This window comes from Rhodospirillum sp. A1_3_36 (assembly GCF_047263945.1).
GTDB lineage: Bacteria > Pseudomonadota > Alphaproteobacteria > Rhodospirillales > Rhodospirillaceae > Rhodospirillum.
Map to the genome: position 1 here is coordinate 556,444 of NZ_JBLAVB010000002.1, position 22,938 is coordinate 579,381.

24 protein-coding genes are annotated in these 22,938 nt (G+C 62.2%); 7 read left to right on the forward strand and 17 right to left on the reverse strand.

The window, feature by feature from the left end:
• Nucleotide 1 precedes the first annotated feature (1 nt).
• Nucleotides 2-1,417, reverse strand: coding sequence for a circularly permuted type 2 ATP-grasp protein (locus ACLIRY_RS07020; protein ID WP_413204645.1), 1,416 nt, complete (start codon nucleotides 1,415-1,417; stop codon nucleotides 2-4).
• 347 nt (nucleotides 1,418-1,764) lie between these two features.
• Here ACLIRY_RS07020 and ACLIRY_RS07025 point away from each other — a divergent pair, with 347 nt between their 5' ends.
• Nucleotides 1,765-3,099 (forward strand): adenylate/guanylate cyclase domain-containing protein, encoded by a 1,335-nt coding sequence (locus ACLIRY_RS07025; RefSeq protein WP_413204646.1) that lies wholly within the window; start codon nucleotides 1,765-1,767, stop codon nucleotides 3,097-3,099.
• On the opposite strand, the gene ACLIRY_RS07030 is transcribed toward ACLIRY_RS07025, so the two are convergent.
• The 3 genes from ACLIRY_RS07030 to ACLIRY_RS07040 all read right to left on the reverse strand — a co-directional run bounded on the left by ACLIRY_RS07030 (nucleotide 3,096) and on the right by ACLIRY_RS07040 (nucleotide 5,902).
• Nucleotides 3,096-4,166 carry a GGDEF domain-containing protein gene (locus tag ACLIRY_RS07030; protein WP_413204647.1) on the reverse strand — a complete coding sequence of 357 codons (1,071 nt, stop codon included), beginning with the start codon at nucleotides 4,164-4,166 and terminating at the stop codon, nucleotides 3,096-3,098. The two genes, ACLIRY_RS07025 and ACLIRY_RS07030, sit on opposite strands and share 4 nt — an antisense overlap.
• 37 nt (nucleotides 4,167-4,203) lie before the next feature.
• A complete protein-coding gene (locus ACLIRY_RS07035) occupies nucleotides 4,204-4,590 on the reverse strand; it encodes a DUF2237 family protein (RefSeq protein WP_413204648.1) in 387 nt (128 codons plus the stop codon).
• A 1,117-nt stretch (nucleotides 4,591-5,707) separates the two neighbouring features.
• Nucleotides 5,708-5,902, reverse strand: a complete 195-nt coding sequence (locus ACLIRY_RS07040; protein ID WP_413204649.1) for a ribbon-helix-helix protein, CopG family — start codon at nucleotides 5,900-5,902, stop codon at nucleotides 5,708-5,710.
• Between the two features lie 748 nt (nucleotides 5,903-6,650).
• Here ACLIRY_RS07040 and ACLIRY_RS07045 point away from each other — a divergent pair.
• On the forward strand, nucleotides 6,651-8,363 hold the full coding sequence (locus ACLIRY_RS07045) for a transglycosylase domain-containing protein (protein ID WP_413204650.1): 1,713 nt from the start codon (nucleotides 6,651-6,653) through the stop codon (nucleotides 8,361-8,363).
• Between the two features lie 18 nt (nucleotides 8,364-8,381).
• Here the strand turns inward: ACLIRY_RS07045 and ACLIRY_RS07050 are convergent, their stop codons facing one another.
• The gene (locus ACLIRY_RS07050) at nucleotides 8,382-9,293 is read right to left on the reverse strand and encodes a transcriptional regulator GcvA (protein ID WP_413204651.1); all 912 of its coding nucleotides are present in this window, start codon (nucleotides 9,291-9,293) and stop codon (nucleotides 8,382-8,384) included.
• Nucleotides 9,294-9,323: 30 nt separating this feature from the next.
• Between ACLIRY_RS07050 and ACLIRY_RS07055 the strand changes: the two genes are divergently transcribed.
• Together ACLIRY_RS07055 and ACLIRY_RS07060 are read left to right on the forward strand one after the other, a co-directional pair.
• Nucleotides 9,324-9,686: a hypothetical protein gene (locus tag ACLIRY_RS07055; RefSeq protein ID WP_413204652.1), complete on the forward strand. Its 363-nt coding sequence runs from the start codon at nucleotides 9,324-9,326 to the stop codon at nucleotides 9,684-9,686.
• A gap of 66 nt (nucleotides 9,687-9,752) precedes the next feature.
• Nucleotides 9,753-10,250, forward strand: coding sequence for a DinB family protein (locus ACLIRY_RS07060; protein ID WP_413204653.1), 498 nt, complete (start codon nucleotides 9,753-9,755; stop codon nucleotides 10,248-10,250).
• A 13-nt stretch (nucleotides 10,251-10,263) separates the two neighbouring features.
• Here ACLIRY_RS07060 and ACLIRY_RS07065 read toward each other — a convergent pair whose 3' ends face one another.
• A complete protein-coding gene (locus ACLIRY_RS07065) occupies nucleotides 10,264-11,238 on the reverse strand; it encodes an NADPH:quinone oxidoreductase family protein (protein ID WP_413204654.1) in 975 nt (324 codons plus the stop codon).
• A gap of 189 nt (nucleotides 11,239-11,427) precedes the next feature.
• On the opposite strand from ACLIRY_RS07065, the gene ACLIRY_RS07070 reads away from it, so the two are divergent.
• On the forward strand, nucleotides 11,428-12,036 hold the full coding sequence (locus ACLIRY_RS07070) for an RNA methyltransferase (RefSeq protein ID WP_413204655.1): 609 nt from the start codon (nucleotides 11,428-11,430) through the stop codon (nucleotides 12,034-12,036).
• Nucleotides 12,037-12,292: 256 nt separating this feature from the next.
• Nucleotides 12,293-12,823, forward strand: a complete 531-nt coding sequence (locus ACLIRY_RS07075) for an invasion associated locus B family protein (protein ID WP_413204656.1) — start codon at nucleotides 12,293-12,295, stop codon at nucleotides 12,821-12,823.
• A gap of 190 nt (nucleotides 12,824-13,013) precedes the next feature.
• Here the strand turns inward: ACLIRY_RS07075 and ACLIRY_RS07080 are convergent, their stop codons facing one another.
• From ACLIRY_RS07080 to rsmI, 10 genes are all read right to left on the reverse strand, one after another.
• The gene (locus tag ACLIRY_RS07080) at nucleotides 13,014-14,141 is read right to left on the reverse strand and encodes a thiolase family protein (protein ID WP_413204657.1); all 1,128 of its coding nucleotides are present in this window, start codon (nucleotides 14,139-14,141) and stop codon (nucleotides 13,014-13,016) included.
• A gap of 16 nt (nucleotides 14,142-14,157) precedes the next feature.
• On the reverse strand, nucleotides 14,158-14,712 hold the full coding sequence (locus tag ACLIRY_RS07085) for a biotin transporter BioY (RefSeq protein WP_413204658.1): 555 nt from the start codon (nucleotides 14,710-14,712) through the stop codon (nucleotides 14,158-14,160).
• Between the two features lie 70 nt (nucleotides 14,713-14,782).
• Nucleotides 14,783-15,442: an energy-coupling factor transporter transmembrane component T family protein gene (locus ACLIRY_RS07090; RefSeq protein WP_413204659.1), complete on the reverse strand. Its 660-nt coding sequence runs from the start codon at nucleotides 15,440-15,442 to the stop codon at nucleotides 14,783-14,785.
• A gap of 19 nt (nucleotides 15,443-15,461) precedes the next feature.
• Nucleotides 15,462-16,184: an energy-coupling factor ABC transporter ATP-binding protein gene (locus ACLIRY_RS07095; protein WP_413204660.1), complete on the reverse strand. Its 723-nt coding sequence runs from the start codon at nucleotides 16,182-16,184 to the stop codon at nucleotides 15,462-15,464.
• Nucleotides 16,181-16,627, reverse strand: coding sequence for a MaoC/PaaZ C-terminal domain-containing protein (locus ACLIRY_RS07100; RefSeq protein ID WP_413204661.1), 447 nt, complete (start codon nucleotides 16,625-16,627; stop codon nucleotides 16,181-16,183). The genes ACLIRY_RS07095 and ACLIRY_RS07100 overlap by 4 nt, the downstream gene beginning before the upstream one ends.
• A gap of 7 nt (nucleotides 16,628-16,634) precedes the next feature.
• Nucleotides 16,635-17,585, reverse strand: coding sequence for a glutathione synthase (gene gshB, locus ACLIRY_RS07105; RefSeq protein WP_413204662.1), 951 nt, complete (start codon nucleotides 17,583-17,585; stop codon nucleotides 16,635-16,637).
• An 84-nt stretch (nucleotides 17,586-17,669) separates the two neighbouring features.
• A complete protein-coding gene (locus ACLIRY_RS07110; protein ID WP_413204663.1) occupies nucleotides 17,670-18,548 on the reverse strand; it encodes a SirB1 family protein in 879 nt (292 codons plus the stop codon).
• Between the two features lie 119 nt (nucleotides 18,549-18,667).
• A complete protein-coding gene (locus ACLIRY_RS07115; protein WP_413204664.1) occupies nucleotides 18,668-19,264 on the reverse strand; it encodes a BON domain-containing protein in 597 nt (198 codons plus the stop codon).
• A gap of 129 nt (nucleotides 19,265-19,393) precedes the next feature.
• Entirely contained in the window at nucleotides 19,394-19,759 is a 366-nt protein-coding gene (locus ACLIRY_RS07120) for a YraN family protein (protein ID WP_413204665.1), read from the reverse strand.
• Nucleotides 19,759-20,655: a 16S rRNA (cytidine(1402)-2'-O)-methyltransferase gene (rsmI, locus tag ACLIRY_RS07125; protein ID WP_413204666.1), complete on the reverse strand. Its 897-nt coding sequence runs from the start codon at nucleotides 20,653-20,655 to the stop codon at nucleotides 19,759-19,761. The genes ACLIRY_RS07120 and rsmI overlap by 1 nt, the downstream gene beginning before the upstream one ends.
• A 57-nt stretch (nucleotides 20,656-20,712) precedes the next feature.
• Between rsmI and ACLIRY_RS07130 the strand changes: the two genes are divergently transcribed.
• Nucleotides 20,713-21,915 carry a penicillin-binding protein activator gene (locus ACLIRY_RS07130; protein WP_413204667.1) on the forward strand — a complete coding sequence of 401 codons (1,203 nt, stop codon included), beginning with the start codon at nucleotides 20,713-20,715 and terminating at the stop codon, nucleotides 21,913-21,915.
• A 94-nt stretch (nucleotides 21,916-22,009) separates the two neighbouring features.
• On the opposite strand, the gene ACLIRY_RS07135 is transcribed toward ACLIRY_RS07130, so the two are convergent.
• Nucleotides 22,010-22,909 (reverse strand): DMT family transporter, encoded by a 900-nt coding sequence (locus ACLIRY_RS07135; protein ID WP_413204668.1) that lies wholly within the window; start codon nucleotides 22,907-22,909, stop codon nucleotides 22,010-22,012.
• Between the last annotated feature and the right edge of the window lie 29 nt (nucleotides 22,910-22,938).

The following is a 22,938-nucleotide window of genomic DNA, read 5'->3' on the forward strand; positions in this document are numbered from 1 at the left end:
GTTAGCGCTCCAATACCCAGGTGTCCTTGGTGCCGCCCCCTTGGGAGGAATTGACCACTAGCGATCCTTCTTTCAAGGCCACGCGGGTCAGACCACCTGGCACCACCTGCGTTGTTTTGCCCGAAAGCACGAAGGGCCGCAGATCGACGTGACGCGGGGCAATGCCCTGGTTCACGTAGGTTGGGCAGGTGGACAGGGCCAAGGTTGGTTGGGCGATGAAATTGGCAGGATTGGTGAGGATCCGGTCCTTGTAGTCGGCGATTTCCTGGGAGGTGGCCTTGGGTCCCACCAGCATGCCATAGCCGCCGGATCCGTGGACCTCCTTCACCACCAGTTCAGAAAGATGTTCGAGGACATACTTGCGGTCTTCCTCGTCGTCCAGGTGATAGGTATGGACGTTTTTCAGAATCGGCTTCTCCCCCAGGTAGAACTCGATCATCTGGGGGACATAGTCATAGATAGCCTTGTCATCGGCGATGCCCGTCCCAACGGCGTTTGAGAGCGTTACATGTCCCTTTTTGTAGGCCTCGAACAGGCCGGGGACGCCCAACATGCTGTCCTTGCGGAAGGCTTTGGGATCCAGGAAGTCATCGTCGATACGTCGGTAGATCACATCCACCCGCCGCGGACCGGCGATCGTTCGCATATAGACATAGCCCCCGTCAACGAACAGGTCCTGTCCCTGCACCAGTTCGATGCCCATTTCGTCGGCCAGGAAGGCATGTTCGAAATAGGCGCTATTGAACTGGCCTGGCGTCAGCAGAACGACCGTCGGCTCGTCGAGATTGTCTGGTGCGGCGTATTGCAGGGTCTTCAACAGCTCCTGGCCATAGTGGTTGACCGGTGCCACGGCATGTTGGTCAAACAGCTCGGGGAACAGGCGGGTCATGACATCGCGGTTTTCCAACATGTAGGACACGCCTGATGGAGTCCGTAGGTTATCCTCCAGCACGTGGAATTCGCTCTCATTGGTTCGCACGACGTCGACCCCGGCGATTTGGACGTAAATATCCTTGGGCGGTTCGAACCCCACCATCTCGGGGCGAAACTGATCGTTGTTCTTGAGAAGGGATTTGGGCAGCTTGCCTGCCTTGACGATGTCCTGCTTGTGATAAATGTCGTGGATGAACTTGTTCAGGGCGTCCACCCGCTGGCAGACGCCTTTGGACAGAATGTCCCATTCGTCCTTCGCGATGATACGAGGCACCACGTCGAAGGGGATCAGCCGCTCGCCTCCCTGGGTATCCCCGTAAACGGCGAAGGTAATGCCAATGCGCCGGAAAAAAAGATCAGCCTGGGTATTCTTGTGGGATAACAGTTCCGGCGAGACTTTGGAAACCCACTTTTTATAGATGGAGTAGGGGCTGCGAATGCCCCCGTCGGGGCGGGTCATTTCGTCGAACGGGGATGAGGGCATGAAAAAACTCCGCTCTCGCGTGGTTGGTGGTGGACTGGGACCCGCTGCTGCAGACCCTGGCGCCACCCAACCGGAAGGGGTTGTGGATCGGCCGGTTCACCCTGGCCCGTCCTCGAGCCTGGGCGAAACGATCCTGAGGGACCGTCTAACGCTACGGCTGTGAACAATTTGTCGTCAACGGCTTAGTTCGCTTAAAAGGCGGGCAGGGTCGGATTTGTTCATTTTGATCGGGAACTGACCCCTTGTCGGTCTCCTTCTCACCGCGTCTAATGGGGACATTAGGAATTCCTGTTTGACAGCGGCCACAGAGGGCGTCGGAATGGAATCGCTGAATTTTGGGGGATGCGGTGAAGCGGAATAAGGAAAAGGACGAGGCGACGGATCTGGAGACGCCCTTTCCGTTGAAGCGTAAGTTTAACCGGACCATCCTGCCCTTTCTCCTGGGGTTGCTTGTCGCCCTGGTCGTGGCCGGATCTTACGTCACCCGCCATATCGTCGAAGAAGTCTACGTCCAGCAGGCTCTGGGCCAAGCGGATGCCATGGAACGAACCCTGCGCGCCAACCACCCCCGGGCCTGGGCCATTTTGGCCGAGGAAAGCGTGTGGAAAGCGGCGCCAGAGGCGGGTGATCTCGATGACCTGGACCGCGCGATCCATGCGGCCTTGAACGGGGGACGGATTGAAAAGCTGAAGATCTACGATACCCAGGGTCGGATCCTTTATAGCACCACTCGGGAGGATATCGGACGGATTGAGCACGACGCGCCCCTGCTGGCGGTGATCAACGAGGGGACGCCTCAGATCGTTCTGAAGGAAGCGGCGAACAATGCCCTTTATGAAATGTTCGTGCGCCATTCTGGAGATACGACGCACCCGGGGTTGGTCTTTGAGTTCTACGAACCGGCGTCCTACCTGAATGCCCTCATTTGGCGGAATACGGTCTGGCCTGTTGTGACCTTGGGCACGGTGCTGCTGCTCATGCTATTCGTTCTCACCCGTTTGGTGGGCCGGGCGCAGAAGGCGATTGACGCACGGACCAACGCCCTGGCGAGAGTGACCCGTCGGTTGGAGCGATTTGTTTCCGCCGGAGCGGTGCGTGCGGCTTTGACGGCGGCGGGGGATGGGGGGGAAACGCGCTCCTCCCGCCTGATGGATTACACCTTGTTTTATTCCGATGTGCGAGACTTCACAGGGTTGGCCGAGACGACCCCACCGGATCAGGTGGTGGCCTTTCTCAACCGGCTTGTGACCATTCAGGTGGACCTGATCCATGCCCATGGCGGTGATGTCGACAAGATGATCGGCGATGCCGTTTTGGGGATCTTCGAGGGACCGGACCGGGCCGCACGGGCCGTGGATGCGGCGCGGGAGATTCTCGCCCGATTGGAAGAGGAGGCTGACATGCTCCGTCCCCTGCGGATTGGGCTGCATGATGGGTTCGTCATTGCCGGGGCCATCGGGCCGGAGGACCGCCAGGATTTCACCGTTATCGGTGACAGTGTGAACGTGGCCGCCCGCCTGTGCGATGCGGCCCGTGCGGGGGAAGTGGTGGCCGATACGCGGACCCTGGCCCGGGCCGGCCACCCGGAGGGGTTCGGGGCCATTGAGGAGATCTCCGTCAAGGGGCGGCGGGAGCAGTTGTCCATCCGTCGCTATCGGATTTCCCAAAAAGGGGGGGATTAATCGTCCCACACCACCTTGTTTCGCCCTTCGCTTTTGGCTTTGTACAGGCGGCGGTCGGCGCGGGTGAATAGGGTGTCCAGGTCGTCTCCATCCCCCCCGGGACCGGTTTGGGCCTGGGCAACACCGATACTGACGGTCAGGGGCACCCGTTGTCCCCCCTCGAGCACAAGGGGGGAGGCTTCAATCCCGGCTCGGATCTTCTCGCCCACGCCGCGGCCTTCGGTGATGTCCGTATTTGGCAGCAGGACGGCGAATTCCTCGCCACCCACCCGCGCCGACCAATCGTCCTGGCGGATCAGTCGTTTCATTGTTTTGACAACGAATTGGAGGGCCAGGTCTCCACCGTCATGGCCGAAGGTGTCATTCACTCGTTTGAAATGATCCAGATCCAGGACCAGGAGGGATAAGGGTCGTCCGAAGCGTCGGGCCGCAGCGAGTTCTCTGGGATAGGTGTCAAGCAGGCCTCGGCGGTTGAGCAGGCCGGTCAGAGGGTCGGTCTTGGCTTCCTGGGCCAGATGGCTGGCCGCCGAGCCGCGCATGGTGTCGTAAAGGAAAACCACGACCGTGACCGCAATCATGGCTCCGCCCGTATTAAAGACGGCCACCCAGGTGAACCCTTCTCCTGCGTCCTGGTGTTGGATAAGAAGGCTGAGGACCAGGATGGAAATCGTGGTGAACAGGCTGTTGATCAGCAGACCCAGACGTCTTCCCAAAAAAAGAACGGGTAAGGTGGGGAAGCCCACCAACCAGACGAGGACCCCATCCTCGGCCTTTCCGGATAGGGCCACCAACAGAACAAGGAATCCAGAGACGAAGATTCCCAGGGCTGCGGCATGGTCGCTACCCATGCCCTTGCGGTGACGCAAGACAATAGCCAATAAGGCGAGGGCGGATAGGGCTTCTGCGGTCGCGTGAAGCAGATAGCCGGTGTACAGGGCGTCGAAGACCGCGAAGAACGATACGAGGACGATTCCCGAAATCAGGGCGCGGCGGACCAGATGCGCCTGATGGCGGGGAAGGCGATATCCCGACGGCTCCGGTGTGAAGAGGGAAGCAAAGGGGTGCACGGTGGATTCCTGGACGGGCGGGATGGATCGGTCCTGTTTAACAAAGGTCGAGGGCGTGCTTCTTCAATTCTTCCAAGGGAACCACAAGAAGCGTGGCCTCATTCGTTGCGCGCAGGACGACCCGGGGAGGGGCACCCGCTTCCAAGGCCTGACGCCAGCGCGCGGCGCAGAGACACCACCGGTCCCCGGCCTTTAAGCCCGGAAAGCCGAACTCAGGGTGGGCTGTGCTCAGGTCGTTGCCCACCGATTGGGAATAGGCCAGGAAGCTTTCGGTGACTTCTACGCAGACTGTGTGTAGGCCGTGGTCATCTGGTCCCGTATCGCAACAGCCAGATCGGTAAAAGCCGGTGCGTGGATCCAGTCCACAAATGGCTAAGGGACCACCAAGGACGTTTCGTTGGGATTGTCCGCCGCCGTCACGCATCTGTGGGGTCCTTTGCCGAAGGAGAAAACGGAAGGCCAGTCTGTTCCCTGGGGGAAGTTCCCTTCATATGAACCTTGGCCATTCGTTTGTCGATAGATGGATCCATCGGTGGCCTGATCCAATGGGTAGGGACGTTTGAGCCATCTTGCAGAAACAGACGGTTTCCCCTCCCGCATCCATTCTGTCTTTTGCCGATGCCCGGGCCTGTCCGCAGGGACGGTACCATCAGCTTTTTGTCCGGTGTCGGCAGTGGTCTGTTCAAACCTAATACCAAGCGGCGCGGGTTGAAACCTAGGCCGCTTTTCTTGCGTTCAAACGCCAGGCGGGCTTTTACGCGCCATAAGGCGCGGCGGCCACTTGGCCGCTTCCAAGGTGCGGTGCGTCAAACTCACCGCACCTTGGTATTAGAGTGCCTTCGAGCGGAAAAGTGGAGGTCGACCCAGGGCACGACAGTGTCGCGCCTTTTTTTGGGCGATTGACCAAGCCCATTTGGGGGAAAATGCTTTCTCCTTTTATAAATATGAGCTTGGGCTCTGGGGCCTTTCGGCCCCAGTGGCGGACGGGGCAAAGCCCCGTGAGGGGAAAACACCTACTGTCGTGTACGGTGCTCTGTGCCGTTCCGAAGTAAAAAAAACTTAGATCCAAATAAAGAAACATGCAAACCTTAGCGCTTGCAGGGGGATGACGACCAAAGAGTTTTTCCGCACTCTGCTAAAGGTTCTAGCCTGGCGTTGGAATGCTTATTGTCCGGCCCCTTCATTGATGGCGGCCTGTCCGCTGAAGAGGTGAACGAAAATAGAAGGAGTTGCGGGGAGGGGGGCAACCGTCGTCGCGAAGGTGCAGGACAGCGCACAAAGGTCGCCGGATTTCATGGTTTGCCGTGATGGGCTGTTGTCTTTACAGACTACTGTGGACACCGTCATGCCGATTTGGACGGATTCGGACAAAAGGACCCAAAAGACAATGGAGAATCAGGCACAGAGGATGCTCTGGCTGCCAGGGTCAGGCTAAAGTAGGTCAGCCCGATCAGAAGGCCCAACAGCAGCCCATAGCGCCGAGCCCGGATGTGGGCAAACACATCCAAGTCTGCGGAAGGGGCGGCGTCCCGTTCCGCCCCTCAGTCGTTTACGACCTTGAGGATCAGACGGGCTTCTCCTTCAATGAAGATGTCCAGGTTCCGATGGTGCTCTTCCCAGTTCTCTACATATTCTTTGACGGCTTGTGTCACGCATTCTTCCACGGATTTCCCACCTTTTTCGGCCAGAACTTCCAGGCGGATGCGCAAGTCGTCGGGCAACGGGGGGATGGTCATGGTAATCCCTTCTCGGCCTTGTTTGGGTCGTGGATGGCGGTCCAGGTTGTTCAGAGGGGCACTCTTCATCAAGCTTGCGCCGGACGAAAGGATCCGGCACTTTTCCTCTGTTCAGGCCAGCTGTCCAAGACTGTCGAAGTGAACGGACACAAGATGTTGAATTCACTTCCGATCCTTGTCAGTCAGGATAAGGGGAAGCGGGCTGGGCAATCAAGGGGTCCGTCTCGATTCCGGTCCCATGGCGTGAAATCCAACGCAGGTGCACCTAAAGACTTTCGTCTAGATTCAATGGGGTTGCGGGAATCGTTGAGGAAGGTGACGAACCTGTGCGGACGGAAGGCGAAGGGCACGGCTTGCTGTTCTATCAGTCGGATTTTTCGCGAATCGCTCTTACTTCAAAGCTCAACCCCTCGGCTTGGGGGGCTTTCAGGACGTCATAATGGCCCGGATCCCCGGCAAAAAAACACCTCCTTCTCCCTCCGAAAAACGGACTTCAGGCTCCCCTGGGCGCGTCCGGTCGAGTGCCACCGGGGAAAGCCCCGCAACCCGATCGAAGCCCAAACCGAAACCCAAACCCAAGGCTGCGGGCCAGGGGGGACAGGTGGGGGGCCGGACGGGTGGGCGCTCCCCTTCGACGCGAGCGAAGGGCGGGGGTGGCAAAGGCAGGCCGCGCGGACGGAGACCAGGCCAACGGACCCGTCGTCGGCGGACGTCCCCCTGGGCAGCACTGCGCCTGTTCCTGGTCGTGATGATCTGGGTGGGGTTGTCGGGTATGGCGGTGCTGGTCTATTTCGCCTATGACCTGCCCGATCCCATTGCTTCGGCCAAGGTCACTCGTCGCCCGGCGATTACCCTGCTGGCTAAAGACGGGTCAGTTTTGGCCGCCCATGGGGACCTGCATGGGGACAGTATCCTGGCCCATGAGGCTCCCCCCTATCTGATTCAGGCGATCCTGGCGACGGAGGATCGGCGGTTTTATGATCATTTTGGAGTCGATTTGCTTGGCATCCTGCGGGCCGCCTGGGTGAACCTGCGGGCCGGACGGGTGGTTCAGGGGGGGTCAACCTTGACTCAACAGGTGGCCAAGAACCTGTTTCTGACCAACGACCGGACAGTTCGGCGCAAGGTCCAGGAATTTCTTTTGTCTATCTGGTTGGAAAAGATCTTTACCAAGGATCAAATCCTGTCCATTTACCTGAACCGGGTTTATTTGGGGGCGGGCACCTATGGGGTTGACGCCGCGTCCCGCCGCTATTTCAACAAGTCTGTACGGGATATTTCGCTGTATCAGGCGGCGATTCTTGCTGGATTGCCCAAAGCACCTTCCCGCCTCAACCCGGTGTCCAGTCCAGAGCGCGCCCATCGGCGCGCGCGCGAGGTGCTTCAAAACATGGTGGAGGCGGGCATGCTTTCCCCCGGTGAGGCGAAGACGGCGGCCCGGGGCGCCAACGCGGCCATCCCAGGGGCCGAGCGGGGGGGGCGAGGGGGCTATTTCGCCGATTGGGTTCTCGACCGGGTGGATGACTTCGTGGGCACTCAGGATCGGGATCTTGTGGTGCGGACGACCCTCGATCCGGTCCAGCAACGGAATGCCGAGGCGGCTTTGGTCTCGGTCCTGAAGGAAAAGGGCCTGTCGCGGGGCGCGACCCAGGGGGCTTTGGTGGCCATGGACTTTCGGGGCGCGGTGCGCGCCATGGTGGGGGGACTGGACCATGGAACGAGCCCCTTCAACCGGGCTGCCCAGGCCCGCCGCCAACCGGGAAGCGCGTTCAAGCCTTTCATTTTCCTTGCGGGATTGGAGGCGGGGTATACTCCGGACAGCGTGCTGGAGGATGCGCCCATCACGGTGGAGGGCTGGACCCCCAGCAATTACGCCAATACCCACCGGGGACCGGTCACCCTGACCGAGGCTTTGGCCCTGTCGCTCAATACCGTGGCCGTTCGGGTCAGCGAAAGCGCCGGGCGGACGAATGTGGTTCAGGTGGCCCGTCGTTTGGGGGTGATCGGTGACCTCTCCCCTAGTCCGTCCATTGCCCTAGGGGTTTTCGAGGTGTCGCCCCTGGATCTTACGGCGGCTTATGTGCCTTTTGCCAACGGCGGCTTTGCCATGCAGCCGCATGGGATCGTTTCGATTACCGATGGGGAGGGAAAGATCCTCTATCAACGGGGCGCGGCGGGCGTGCGGCAGGTTATGAGCCCGGCGCACGCCCGCCAGATGGACCGCATGCTGGGCGCCGTGGTCTCCTGGGGGACGGGGAAGGCCGCAGCCCTGCCGGATCGGCAGGCCCGGGGCAAGACGGGGACCAGTCAGGATTACCGGGATGCCTGGTTCGTGGGGTATGCGGGGCGGACCCTTGCCGGGGTTTGGGTCGGGAACGATAAGAACAGGCCCATGGATAAGGTGACCGGAGGGTCTTTGCCGACGGAGATTTGGCATAAGTTCATGGTCGGCGCGCCCTGAGGTCCAGCCTCCGGACTTTTAAGCCGGTTTTGGGTGGTTTTGGGTCCACTCCTCCGCCTGAGCCAGGATCCATTCGCGGAAAACCCGGACTCCCGGGCGGGTCAGGTGGGAGTGGGGGCAGACCAGCCAGTATTTCAGGGGGCTCGGAACCCGCTGGGGGAAGGGCGCAATCAGGCGACCCGCCAAGAGATCTTCCTCGACCATGACCGTGCGGCCCATCAGGATGCCTTGACCTTCCATGCAGGCCTGGATCGCCAGGGCCGAATCCAGGTAACCGGGACCCCGTTGCGGGCGGATCCCCTCCAGGCCAAGGGGCGCGAGCCAGGAGGCCCAGGAGATGCCCACGTCCTGGAGAAGCACGTGGTGGCACAGGTCCGAAGGATCGGCCAGGGGGCGGATTCCCCGGGTCAGACTGGGGGCGCAGACCGGAAACAGGTCCTCCTCCAGCAACAGGTCGGCATGCAGGTCCGCAGGGATCGAGCGGGCCATGCGGATGGCGATGTCCACGCCGTCCTTGCTGAAGTTGGCCAGTTCCATGGAGGTGTGAAGGCGCACTTCCACGTCCGGAAAGGCAGTGATGAAGCCCCCAAGGCGATGAATCAACCACTTGATGGCAAAGCTTGGCATGGTCGATAGGGTCAGAACGCCCCCCCGGTTGTCCGCTCGGACCAAGGCCCGGGTCGCTTCGGCGATCTGGTCGAGGGATTGCCCCACTGCTACGGCATAGGCCTGCCCTGCCTCCGTCAGGAACACCTGCTTGTTGCGGCGGCGGAACAGGGCTACGCCCAGCCATTCCTCCAGCCCGCGGATCTGGTGACTCACCGCCGCTTGGGTGACGCCCAGATCTTCCGCCGCCAGGGTGAAGGACAGGCGCCGCGCCGCCGCGTCGAAAACGCGCAGGGCATTCATTGGCGGGAGGTCCCGGGACATGGGGAGCCTTTCCATGGATGAGGGTTTCTAATGGATACGGCCAGAATTACTCGTTTGTGCGCTGCGGGCAAGCGGCGCATTGTCCGGCTGTTCCAGTTGCCCCGCCCAAATTTCCCTTATGCGGAGCTTTCCCTTTGGAACCCCAATGGAGATGACGTCATGGTTGCCCTCGCCCACGGATCCTTTTCCCAGTCCGTTCCCGCTTCCACCCTTGGAACCGATCACGGATCCCTGTTCTCCCGCCTGGAATGGTGGTTGGTTCGGCGTTTGGATGCCCTGGCCGACCGGCGGGACGCCCAAAAGGGCTTGGCTCTGATGGCGGCCCTGGACGACCGTGTTCTCGCCGATATCGGTTACGGGGCCGAGGATGCGTTTCGCCCGGGACATCGGTAACCTCCTCTTCAAGGAGCGGCCCGGTCCGATCTTTGGCTGATATGTTAGAACCGGAAGGATGCACCGATGGATCAGGCCCACGCCTTGTTGTTGATGCGATACAATGCCTGGGCCAATGCCCGGTTATATGACGCTGTGGGCCGTCTGGCGGAGGAAGACATTGTTCGTCCCCGCCCGTCCTTTTTTGGATCCATCCTGAAGACCTTGAACCATCTGATTGTGGGCGACCGCATGTGGATGGGGCGGTTGACTGGTGTGGACAGTGGCCATCGGCGTTTGGACGAGGTCCCTTATGCAGACTTCCCCAGTCTCCGCGTGGCCCGGGAAAACCAGGACAAAGCGATGGTCGGTTGGATGGAGCGGGCCGATCCCATTTTCATTGCGGAAACGGTTTTGGAGTATGCGACCTCCCGTGGAGAGCAATGCGCGACTCCCGTTCCCTTGGTGATCACCCATATGCTGAACCACGGAACCCACCACCGGGGGCAGGTTCACGGCCTCCTGAGTCAGACCGAGGTGGCCCCTCCGCCCCTCGATCTCATTTACTATATCCGAGAACAGTGAATCCCCCCGGGGATCAGGGGATCAGGACAATTTTGCCCGTGTGTTTGCGCCCCTTGAGTGCGCCGAGCGCCTCGGCGGCGTCCGCCAGGGAATAGGTTGCGCCCACATGGGGCTTTAGCTTGCCCTGATCCCACCAGGAGAGGACTTCTGTCAGGGCTGTTCGGACCCGATCCGGCGCGAAGGTGCGATAGCCGCCCCAGTTGAAGCCAATCACCGAGATATTCTTCACCAAAAGGATATTGGCGGGGGGGGAGGGGACCGTTCCGCTGGCGAACCCAACCACCAATATCCGCCCGTCCGGCGCCGTGCAGCGGACTGAGGTATCAAAAAGCACTCCGCCCACCGGGTCATAAACCACGTCCACCCCCCGGCCTCCGGTCAGTTCTCGCACCCGGGCCTTCACGTTTTCCGTCCGGTAATCGAGTCCCTCGTCGGCGCCATGGGCCCGTGCCATGGCCAGTTTGTCCGGTCCGCCTGCGGTGGCGATAACCCGGGCGCCCAGAGCTTTGGCACATTCGACCGCCGTCAATCCCACACCGCCTGCGGCTCCATGGATCAACACCGTTTCCCCCGGCGCAAGGCGACAGCGATCGGTCAGGCCGAAGTGGGAGGTGCCATAGGCGATGGGGAAGCCTGCCGCTTCCGCAGTGGGCATGGCTGCAGTCAGGGGATAGACATCCCGGGCCGGGGCAACCACCTGCTCGGCGAAGCCCCCCCGGTCAAGGATGGCCATCACCCGATCCCCAGGTGCAAGACCGGTCACCTTGGAGCCGACCTCCAGAACCTCGCCGGCGACCTCGAAGCCGGGGATGAAGGGCGGGGCGGCCTTCACTTGGTAAGTTCCTGCGATGAACAGGGTGTCGGCGAAATTGAGGGCCGTCGCATCGACGCGGATCCGCACCCCATCCGGGGTCATATCCGGGTCCGGAACGTCCTGAAGGGTGAGATCCTCGAAGGATCCAAGGGCGGTGCAGACCATGGCGCGCATGGGGGACTCCGGTTGCCGAGGAAAGAGAAGAGGGACTGTTGGGCAAGGAAAACTTGATCCTTGCGACGGGATCGCCATGATGCAAGGCGAATCGCCTGCCCGCAAGAGGCGTGGTTCTAGAGTGAAACGGGATCTCAAAGGCACTCTAGGGTTTTGCAACAAGATCAACCCGGATTTGGAGAAAGGGTCATGGCCGCGAATCGCGGATACTTTGGCATTGGGGTGGAAGGGGTCAGCAAACCCTATAACCTGGGCAATGTGTTTCGGACGGCCCATGCCTTCGAAGCCAGTTTCGTCTTCACCGTCTCGGCCCATTACAGCCGAGCGGAAGGGGCGAAGGTGGATACCTCAGATGCCCTGTCCCAGATGCCCTTTTACCAGTTCGATAGCGTAGGTGACATGCTTCTGCCCAAGGGGTGTCAGGTGGTGGGCATCGAGATCACCGAGGAGGCCATCGAGCTTCCCAGTTTCCGCCATCCCACGAATGCGGTCTATGTCCTGGGCGCCGAACGTCAGGGTCTGACAGCGGACATGCAGGCACGCTGTACCCATGTGGTGAAGATCCCCATGCGGTTTTCCATTAATTTGGGTATGGCGGGTGCCATCGTCATGTATGATCGGCTGGTGACGCGGGGGCGGTTTGCGCCCCGTCCAGTGCGGGCAGGGGGGCCAACGGAACCGGCTCCGAAACATGTCCATGGAGCGCCTGCCTTTCGCGTGCCCGGGGGTGGGTCTATGGAAAAATGGCGCAAACCCGCGCCCATGGCTGAGGTCGCCGAGGCCCGGGCCAAAGATTGAGCCGTCTGTGACCCCCCTTTTGCGAAAGACGGCAGAGAAAATGCATCTCGGGGCATTGACGGAATCGCTCGCCCCTGATTCCATGGGGCTTCGCCACATCCTGGACATGTTTCCAGGGCAGAATTTCCAAGGAATCCGGGTGCCCATGGCCCGCGCCGATAATGGTGGTTTCCTGGATTCTCGACGATACATGTTCGTAACGGACGAATTCGAAACGGAGAGACGGCACGCCATGAAGGCAAGGAAGACAGCCCCGATGGGTTCCGCGCGCGTTTTGGGCGCCCTTGGTGCCCTGACACTGGGCGCCCTGGCCATGTTCGGTCCGGTCCCCGTCGCCCAGGCTCAGCAGGTGAACACCCTGGGTGTTTCCGGTGACTGGACGGCCTATACCATGATCGAGAACGGCAACAAAGTTTGCTATGTGGCTTCCCAGCCCAAGAAGGACGAGGGGAACTACACGGCCAGAGATGAAATCTATGCGTTGGTGACCCATCGACCCGCGCAGAAACAGTTCTATGTGGTCACCATCTATGCCGGATACCCCTACAAGGAGGGGTCCTCTGTCGAGTTGAGTATTGATCGCACCGATTACCAGTTGTTCACCGAAGGGGAAACGGCCTGGGCCTCCGATGACATGGACAAGCAGATCGTTACGGCGATGAAGCGGGGGTTGACCATGGTGGTGAAGGGCACGTCCAGCCGGGGCACCGCGACGCGGGATACCTACAGCCTCAAGGGGGTTACCGCTTCCCTGTCGACCATCGATAAGGCTTGTGGCGTGCGGTAACCGTGCCCGTTGGAAACAATAGAAAAAGACACCCTCGGCTTCATCAGGTCGACGGGTGTCTTTTTTTGTTCGCTAGAGTGCCTTCGAGCGAGAGCAAGCTCGGCCATTTCTTGGTCCACTCGATGCTCAACCTGTTGAATCTAGATCAAATTACCCGACTTAAATCGGTTCCGATTTAAGTCGGTTTGATCTAGAAGGACACACTTTCGAACAGAGCGGCAAGGCCCAGTCCGCCTGCGGCAGACAGTAGGGCGAGTCCCCTTTGGCCTGTCGGTGCGCCCTTGAAATCATGGAACAATCGGGTGACCAGGATGGCGCCCGAGGCCCCATAGGGATGTCCCAAGGCGAGGGCGCCCCCGCCTGGACAGACGATGTCCTCAGGGAGTCCGAGGTCATCCAGGCAAGCCAGGGTCTGTCCGGCGAAGGCTTCGTTGAATTCCACAGATGATAGGGCCGACAGATCAAGCTTCCGCGCTGCGGAAACGGCTCCCAGGCCCGGAAGGGCCGGGTCCACTCCACCCGCCGTAGCGTCAAGGAAGCGCAAGCCCCGAGCCTTGCCCCGCTGCTCGCAGGCAAAGGCGGCATCCACCACCAGCACAGCGGCAGCGGCGTCGTTGGTGGTGCAGGCATTGCCCACGGTCACCGTGCCGCCAGGACTCAGCGGCTTCAGGCGCGCCAGCCGCGCCGGAGTCAAGCCCGGACGCGGCCCCTCGTCCCGTTCTTCCACCCCGAAGATGGAGACCAATTCGCCGTCGAACCGACCGGAGGCCTGGGCGGCCAAGGCCTTTTCATGGCTGCGCGCCGCATAGCGGTCCTGGCGGTCCCGCGAGATCTGTCGGGCCTGGGCCAGGGCTTCGGCACCCTCCACCATGGTGGGGTCCCCATGGCCCCCGCCGGAGAAGGGGGCTTGGGCGGAGAAGCGGGGGAGATCCAGGGGGGTTGCGGGGCGCTCCACACGCCATGGGCTGGTACTGGTGCTTTCCACGCCCCCGGCGAGGATGGCCTTCGCGGCGCCTGCCTTGATTTTCCAGCAGGCCTGGACAATCGCCTCCAGGCCTGAGGCGCATTGGCGGTCGACGGTCACCGCAGGCAGGGAAACGGGCAGACCGGCTTCCAGGGCACAGCCCCGGGCGGCATTGCCCCCTTGCAAGACATTGCCCAGGATGACCTCATCCAGCATATCGGGCGAGAGGCCCCCATCAGCCAGGGTGGCACGCAGAACCGGCGCGGCCAGCTGGGCCGCGTTGCGATTCCGGAACAACCCTCCCGTGCGTCCGACGGCCGACCGTCGGGCGGCGATAAGGATGGGGTCTCCCATGGCCCCGATCTACAGGCTAACGGGTGCTACTCACCAAGGCAGGGTAGCCCCGGTGCACGGTGGCGGAAACGAGACCAGCGACCAGGGCCTTGATGGCGCCGCCGGGTAAGAAGTACACCGTCGATGCGAGAACGGCCGATAGGGAACTGTCGGTGATGGCCACCCAGTAGGGGATACCAAAGGCATAAAGGACGATGATCCCCCCAAGAACGCAGGAGACGATGGACCAAAAGACGCTGGTGGGGTGTCCGAAGCGGGCGACCAGCCAACCGGTGGCCATCGCGGCGAAGGGAAAACCAATCAAGAAGCCGCCGGTGGGACCGGCGAAGATCCCCAGGCCACCCCGCCCGCCCGCCAGAAGGGGCAGACCCAGGGCCACGAGCAGAACGAAAATCACCATGGCGCCGAAACCACGTCGGGCGCCCAGGATAGCTCCGGCAAGCATGCATCCCATGGACTGGGCGGTGATGGGGACGCCCAGCGGCAGGGTGAACTTGGGCAGCAGGCCCAGGGCGGCCATCACGGCGGCGAAAAGGCCCATCAGGACAAGGTCACGGGTGGAGAGCGACATGGAGTGTTCCTTCGGATGGCGCTGAAACGTATGAGTCAGGTGATGCTCCGCCAGTATGGACAGCCTGGATCTATCCGTCCACTCGGCCGTCTGGCTGAGGCTCGGCATGGGCCTCGGAATGGGCCTCGATCACCACGTCCAGGCCGCGGGCCTCCACGGCCTCTGCCACTTGGTCGGCCATGCGCAGGGCACGGATGACCAGGGGGACAGCCATGGCGAACCAAGCCCGTTCCCGGCCCCGGGCAATCATGGCCTCCTTGGTTTCTTGAGCCAAGGCCATCAATACGGGAATGAAACGGATTGTCAAGGTCAGGGCAAAGGCCAGGGCCTGGGGCTGTACGCCCAGGTGGCGGAGGGGGGTCAGGATTCGCTCCAGGGTTTCCATCAAGGCCGAAAGCGGCGTGGTGAAGGTGACCAGAGAGGCGCCCAGGATCAAGGTGATCAGGCGCGCAGTGACCTCCATGGCGGAGGCCCATCCAGCGAGCCAGGCCTGACTCCCGGCGATCAGTGCGAGAAAGAAGGCCATCGCGCGGATTTGCGCCCAACCCCGCCCCCATCCCAGACCACAGACGGGGTATGCGAGGAAGGCGAGGGCCGCGCATGCCCCCAGGATCCAGGGAGACGCCACAAAAAACAGCCCGGTGCCCAGGGCGGCGAGGGCGAGCAGTTTCCACCCCGCAGGCGTCCGGTGGAGGAGGGAGGCTCCAGGGACATGCATCGCTGCGATCATTGCACCGGTTCCTGCCGGGTCACTGGAGGTGCTCCCGCTCGGTCACCAGGGCTTCGTAGAAGGCGATGGCCGTTTCCGGGGGGGCATCCTGGATGATCTGGCCCTGGTCGACCACCAGCACCCGGTCGAAACCGGCCAGTTGCGTCAAATCATGGGTGGCGAGGATGACCCGTTGCGGGAGCTCGGCGATCAGACGGCGAAACAGGCGGGCGCCTGCGAGATCCAACATGGTGGTTGGCTCATCCATCACCAGGATCGCCGGATCCATGGCCACGACGGCGGCCAGGGCCAGCCGCTGTTTTTCCCCCCCGGACAGGAGATAGGCGGGGCGGTCCTCGAACCCTTTGAGTCCGAAACGATGCAGGGATTCTCTGGCCTTTCTGTCGGTTTCGTCCTTGCCCAACTTCAAGGGTTTCAGGCCGAAGGCGACATCTTCCAGGGGGGTGGGCATGACGATCTGCGCGTCGGCGCTTTGGAACAGAAAGCCAACCTTGCGGCGGACGGCCCGTTTGTCCTTGGGGAGCGCGAGACCGTCCACACGGACGGATCCCTCTGCCGGCGTGGTCAGGCCATTAATCAGTCGGATCAGGGTGCTTTTGCCTGCTCCATTGGGGCCGATCACGCCAATTCTCTGCTCCGTCAGGGTCAGGGAAATGTCGGTCAGAAGGGCGCGCCCGGTTTCGGCCCGGACCGTGACCCGGTCCAGGACAATCCCGTCGCCGACGGGAGGCGATGCGGTCATGGGGTTTCCTCAAGCAGGCTGGTGAAGCGTCCGGTAAGAACGGGACCCTCTGGAACCCGGTCGCAATGGAGCACCGCATCCACCACCACCAGGCAGCGGCCCGGTCTGGCGGTGCGGCGTGCCACCTCCCGTGCCGTGGCGCCCAGTCTGCCACCTACGGGGGCAGGACGAAGGAAGCGGACCGTCTCATAGGATCGCTGCCAACTGCGGGTTCCCGGCGGATAACCCAGGGCCCGTCCCAGCTCCGCTACCAGGACGGACAGGAGGAAGGCGCCGGGCAAGACGGTTCCTCCCCCCGGCACCCCTTCCCGGGCCGCACGGTCCGGGTCAACGTGGATCCACTGGTCGTCCCCGGTGAGGTCGCGAAAGGCATCCGCGTCCGCCTGGGAGGTTTCCCGCCAAAGGAGGGGAGGCGCCGTGGAGAGGGCTGGGGGTCCGCTCACGGAAGGCTCACAGGCGCCCTTCGATGGCGTCCCAGATATCCTCCTCAATCGATATGTTATCGAATCGGTCGATTTCCTGGATGCCAGTGGGGGAGGTCACGTTGATTTCCGTCAGCACGTCGCCGATGACGTCGATCCCCACGAAGATCAGGCCCTTTTCCTTCAGGGTGGGGCCGATGGCCTCGCAGATCTCCCGGTCACGCGGGGTCAGGGGGCATTTTTCCGGTCGCCCACCCACATGCATGTTGGAGCGCGATTCCCCGGCGGCGGGCACCCGGTTGACGGCACCAACGGGCTTGCCATCCACCAGAATAATGCGTTTGTCGCCCGCGCGTACCGCAGGCATATAGCGCTGGATCATCAGGGGTTCCCGCCCGATGGAAGCGCGGAACATTTCCAACAGGGAGTTCAGGTTCTCGTCGCCGGGCTTGAGGTGGAACACGCCCGCGCCGCCATTGCCGAACAGGGGCTTGACGATGATGTCCTGGTGTTCCTCGCGGAAGGCATCAATGGCCGCCTTGTCGCTGGTGATCAGGGTTGGCGGCATCAACTCGGGCCAGCGGGTGACGAACAGCTTTTCCGGGGCATTGCGCACTTCCCGGGGGTCATTGACCACCAGGGTTTGCGGGTGGATATGCTCCAGCAGATGGGTGGCGGTGATGTACCCCATGTCGAAGGGGGGATCCTGGCGCATCAGGACCACGTCTACCGATCCCAGATCGATGACTTCGGGCGCGCCGAAAGTGAAGTGGTTGCCCGGTTCCCGACGCAGGATCAAGGGATGGGCCTGGGCCGTCAGGCGGCCATCTTGGAAGGCCAGGGCCGTGGGCAGATAGTGGAACAGGTCGTGGCCGCGCCGCTGGGCTTCGAGGCCCAGGGCGAAACTGCTGTCGCCGTTGATGTCGATGGATTGGATGGGATCCATCTGGATCGCCACCACTTTGGAAGAGCTGGTCATGGAGTCGGTATTCCGCGCCTGAGGGGGCAGACCACCAGAAGACGGTCAAGCCCGGATCGTTAAGGGTGTTTCCTTGTCGCTACCCTATCGCAGCCTTTGGCGCAACTCCCGGACCACCAGATCGACCCTTTGCCGGTCCGGACCCTGGGGAGCTATCTCCAGGAAATGGTCAAGCGCGGCCACGGCTTCGGGCAGGTCACCCAGGCGCAAATGGATCAATCCCTTTTCTCGCCAAAGGGTCGGGTCGTCCGGGCAAATCAACCGCAGACTTTCCACCCGGGACAGGGCTCCCGGGGCATCCCCCTTTTCCAACAAGCGCATTTTGGCGTTGTTGCGCAGGCGGGTGAGCATTGCGCGGTTTGAGACGGGTTGGTAATGGTCCCGTTCCAGCTCTGCTGCGGGACCCAGGATGGCCTTGAGCAGCAGGCGCAGGGCCGGTGTGGGCATGTCTTGGCCGTCATGGAAGGGGTCGAGGATCATCCGCTCACCCCCCACTTCCAGACGGGTGAGGAAATGGCCGGGGAAATCCAGGCCGGTCATGCCCCAGTCCTGAGAGCGGGCCAAGTCGATATAGAGGATGCCCATGGCGATGGGCAGACCCATGCGCCGGTCCAGAACCCGGATGAAATCGCTGTTGTCCAAGTCTTCGTAGGTTTCCATGTCGCCATGGAACCCGGCGGAGTCGACCAGGACGGCGCGCAGGGCTGCAGCCCGCCTGCCAATCTCCGGGTCTTCGTCCAGCTTTGCCACCTGCTCGGCGAGTTGGCCCCGCAGGTCGACCAAGATGGCGCGGTACTTGGGGAGCTCCGCACCCGGATTGTCGATGGCGGACAGCAGAAGGGCCGCCTCTGCCAAGTCGATTTCGTCGTCGGGGAGGGCTCCCATATGGGCCAGGGCCGCGTGGACCGACTCGTCTGCCGTGCGGCTTTGAGCCGACTTGGTCTCTTTTCGGTCGTCCATCATCGCAAACCTTTCTTCTCACCCCAGAAATAGTTAGGACCGACGTGTGGACCCAATTTTCAGGCTCCACAAATCATTGATCCCCGATGAAATCGCTGAACCCTGTCCGCTTGTTCTGCCGATCACATGCGGGGATCGGTCTTCAGCCGGGTATAGTCCACGATTCGCCGCACATGCGGCATTTCCCGTGCATAGGCCAGAACCCGGTTGCGTTCTGCGCTATCTTGCCCAATGCCCATGATGAACAGGGTTCCGTTCACCACGTCGATGGAATAGTTGATGGCCTGAACGTCGGAATCGAACAACAGAGTGGTCTCCAGCTTGTTGGTCAGCCAGACATCCCGAGCATAATCCACAAGATCCGATGTATCCTCAGCGGTCAATTCGCTGAGAACCTCTCGAACCCCTTCGACTTCCCAGGCGAGGCGCACGGCCTCGATCCGATGGTCTGTTCGGGGGACCGAGCCGGTCAGGAGAACCCGTCCCTCCCGCACGGTGACATTCACTTGGCGAAACAGCTTTTCGTTGGTTTCAAACAACTTGCCGTTGATCGCCAGATCAATGGCCCCGTCATCGACCGCTCCGACGAAACCCCGTTCCTCCATGGCCATCGTGGCTGCCTTTGCCACGATGCCGACGGCCATGCCTTGGGGCGTACATCCCGCCAGCGGTCCCGGCAAAACACCGAACAGCACAAGCCCTGTCAGGATCGGCCCCATCCTTGACAGCCTCAAACCCGGGCACACCCATGACACTCCCAAACCGAGGGCGACAAGAGCCCTCTTGCTGACTGGTTTTCGAGACAGAGATCTGATTCCGTTTCGAGATGTTTAGACAGAGTCTAGCTCTTATAACCCCACGCGCCAAGCGTCACGCGTATGGTGAAGGCGAAAGAACCCCGTCACCACCATCACGTCGAATCGGGAATCAATAGCTCCGCCCCGTATTCGATTGCGGGCGAGGAAAACCTCGGCTCCTCGCTGGATACGCTGTCTTTGCCTGGGCGTGACGGCGTCCAGGCCCTGGGTCAGGGTGGGGCGGGTCTTGACCTCGATGAAGGCGAGGACGCGGCCCCGGCGGGCGATGATGTCCACTTCCCCCGCACCGGTCCCCCGGCCCACCAGGAACCGCCGGGCGAGGATCCTCCAACCGGTCAGGAGCAACCAAACCGTGCAGAGCGTCTCTGCCCACCGACCCTGGCTCCGTCCAGACATCAGTCCTCTCCCCCCTTGGATAGGGTCAGGGCACGCTGATAGACGGTGCGCCGGGGCAGACCCAATTCCTTGGACAAGGCGTCGGATAGGGCGCGGACTCCGTCTCCTGCGGCCAGGGCCTCGTGGATCAGCGCATCCAGGTCGGCCTCGCTGGGCGCGGCTTCGGGTGGCGGGGGACCGATAACCAGAACGACCTCGCCTTTTGGCGAGCCCGCCTGGGCGTAATGGGCGGCCAGTTCGGCCACTTTGCCCCGCCTTACCTCCTCATAAAGCTTGGTCAATTCCCGGCAGACAGCGGCGTCTCGGGCGCCCATGGTCTCGGCCAGCACCGCGAGTGTCTTGCCCAGGCGGGAGACTCCTTCGAACAGCACCAATGTTGCCGCGATGGGCGCCAGTTCGTCTCGGAACGCGGCGAGCTTTCCGGCTTTCGAAGGCGGGAAACCGGCGAAAAGGAAGCGGTCCGTGGGCAGCCCAGACAGGGCCAGCGCCGTTGGCACGGCAGACACGCCCGGCGCGGCGGTCACGGCGATGCCCGCGTCATGGCAGGCGCGGACCAGTTTATATCCGGGGTCGGAGATCAGGGGCATGCCCGCGTCGGAGACCAGGGCCACCGCCGCCCCTTCGGCCATGCGGGCGAGCAGGGCCGGGCGGACCTTGTCGGCATTGTGTTCGTGGTACGGGAACAGGCGGGTCGACAGGCCCAGCCGGTTCATCAGGCCACCGGTTACCCGGGTGTCCTCGCAGGCCACGAGATCTGCACATTTCAAGGTTTCAATGCCCCTCAGGGTCATGTCTCCCATATTGCCGATGGGGGTAGCGACAAGATAGAGCCCCGGGGCAAGTGGACTTCCGCCCTGGGCGTCGCTAGGCTGAGTCGAGAAATTTGGTTCGGACACGGGAGGACATCACCGGTGAAGGGTTGTGGAACAGGAAGGATCCGGTCTTTCGGATCTATGGGACGGACAGTGGGGCGTTTGGCCTTGGTGTCCGTGGTCGCCATTGGGCTGGCGGCTTGTGCTCAGAATCGGGCGCGCGCCCCCCAACCGTCAAGCGTCGAACCGCCCCCCCCCATTGCCCAGCCCTCGGTGCCGATCCAATCCCAACCCCTGGACGGCCCGGGCCTGATGAGCCAAGACCAGGTGGGAGCGGTGCGTGTGGCCTTCCTGGCGCCGTTGACGGGGCGGGCGGCCTCGGTCGGGCAGGCCCTGCTGAACGCCGCCCAGATTGCGGCGATTGAACGGGGATCGGATAATTTTATTCTGCAGCCCTATGATACGGGGGGCACCGCCCAAGGGGCAGCCAGCGCCGCACAGACCGCCATCGCCCAGGGCGCGCGCATGATCATTGGCCCCCTGTTCGCAGACTCCGTGCGGGCCGTTGCGCCCCTCGCCCAATCCCGGAATATCCCGGTGGTCGCCTTCTCCACGGTCAGCTCCGTGGCCGGTAGGGGCGTTTACCTCATTGGCTTCCTGGTGGAGGAGCAACTTCGGCGGGTTCTCTCCCAGGCACGGAGTCAGGGGAACAGCAAGATTGCGGCCCTGCTGCCTGGCAGTGCGGAAGGCGAGGCGACAGCCCAGGCCCTGCGGACTGTGGCGCCTCAGGTGGGGGTTCAGGTGGTCAGCGTCGCCTTCTATGATCCGACTGGCGCCAACGTGAGTGGTCCCGTGAGCCAGATCATCGGTTCGGGTCTGGATACCTTGCTGCTTTCGGATCGGGGGCTTGGTCTGGAGGCCGTCGCCGCTCAGTTGCCCTATTCGGGTTTGAATCCGGGGCAGGTCATGGTTCTGGGAACCATGCTGTGGAATTCTGAAACCGGACTGGGTCGGGAACCCATGCTGGTTGGCGCCCAATATCCGGCGCCGGACGAGCGGTCTTCAGCAGCCTTCAAGGAACAGTATCGAAATACCTATGGGGCCAATCCCATCGATATTGCCGGATTGGGGTATGATGCCACTTCGTTGGCGGCAGCCCTGGCGCGGTCTGGTCAACCGTTCTCCCGGTCGGTTTTCGAAAGCTCCAACGGGTTCGCGGGTGTGGACGGGATTTTCCGCTTCCGGCCCGATGGAACCGTCGAGCGTGGGTTGGCGATCAAGGAAATCACTCGGGATGGAGCCATCGAGGTGGTTCCGGCGCCGACCTCCTTTAGTGGAAGCTGACGGGGCGTTGCTTACGGCGCTTTGTTATGGAAAAAGGCCCGGGGGTGGATACCCCCGGGCCATTATTCTTGGAATTCATAGGGGAGGCAGCGGATCACGCTGCGACCCTGGTCCGCCGTTTGAGCATGGATTGGCTGGCCAACAAGGCGCCGCCGACGATCAACAGGCAAGCGACCGCCACCAGGGGGGTGGCCTCTCCCTGGCCGAAGGCGATCAGCAGCAGGGTGGAGATCAGCGGGGCGGCATAGCTGAAGGCTCCCAGGACCTGGATATCCCCGTGTTTCACCCCATGGTCCCAGGTGAAGAAGGCCGCACCGACGGGACCCAGCCCCAGGGCGACGACGGCAATCCATTCTCCGGTGGTGGCGGGCCAGACCGTGGTTTCGAAGGCCAGGTGGCAGGGGACGGCCAGCAGGGCGGTTGCACCGCAGAACCAGCCCACCGCGTCCGTGGGCACCGAGCCGAACTTGCGGGAGAGAATGGAGTAGCCCGACCAGGTCAGGGCGCAGACCAGGGCGGCCCCATGGCCCAACAGGTGTGCCGGGTCGAAGGCGATGGTTCCCCCCCTGGTGACGAGAAGGATGGTTCCGAAGAGACCCATCAGGGCGCCTGCCACATGGAACCAACGCAGGCGCTCGCCGGGAAGCAGGGCGGAAAAGACCACGATCAACAGGGGCCACAGGTAGGCGATCAATCCGGCTTCCACCGGCGGGGCATTGCGCAGGGCCATGAAGTAGAAGAAATGGTAGCCGAACAGGCCGAGAACCCCCAGCACCCAGGCGGCGGCTGGTTGGTGCAGGTGGTCGCGGGCCCGTTCGCCCTTGGTCACCCATTTCGTGGCCATCAGCAGGAAGGCGATGCCAAAGCTCATGGCGGTAAGCTGGAAGGGGGGAACCTTGCCGGTCCAGGTGGTGAACAGGGCAAGGGTGCCCCACATCAAAACGGCGGTCGAGCCGATCAGCGTTGCGCGAACGGTATTGTTTTCAGATGTCATGGGAAACCCCGGACAGCAGCGTCCGCCCA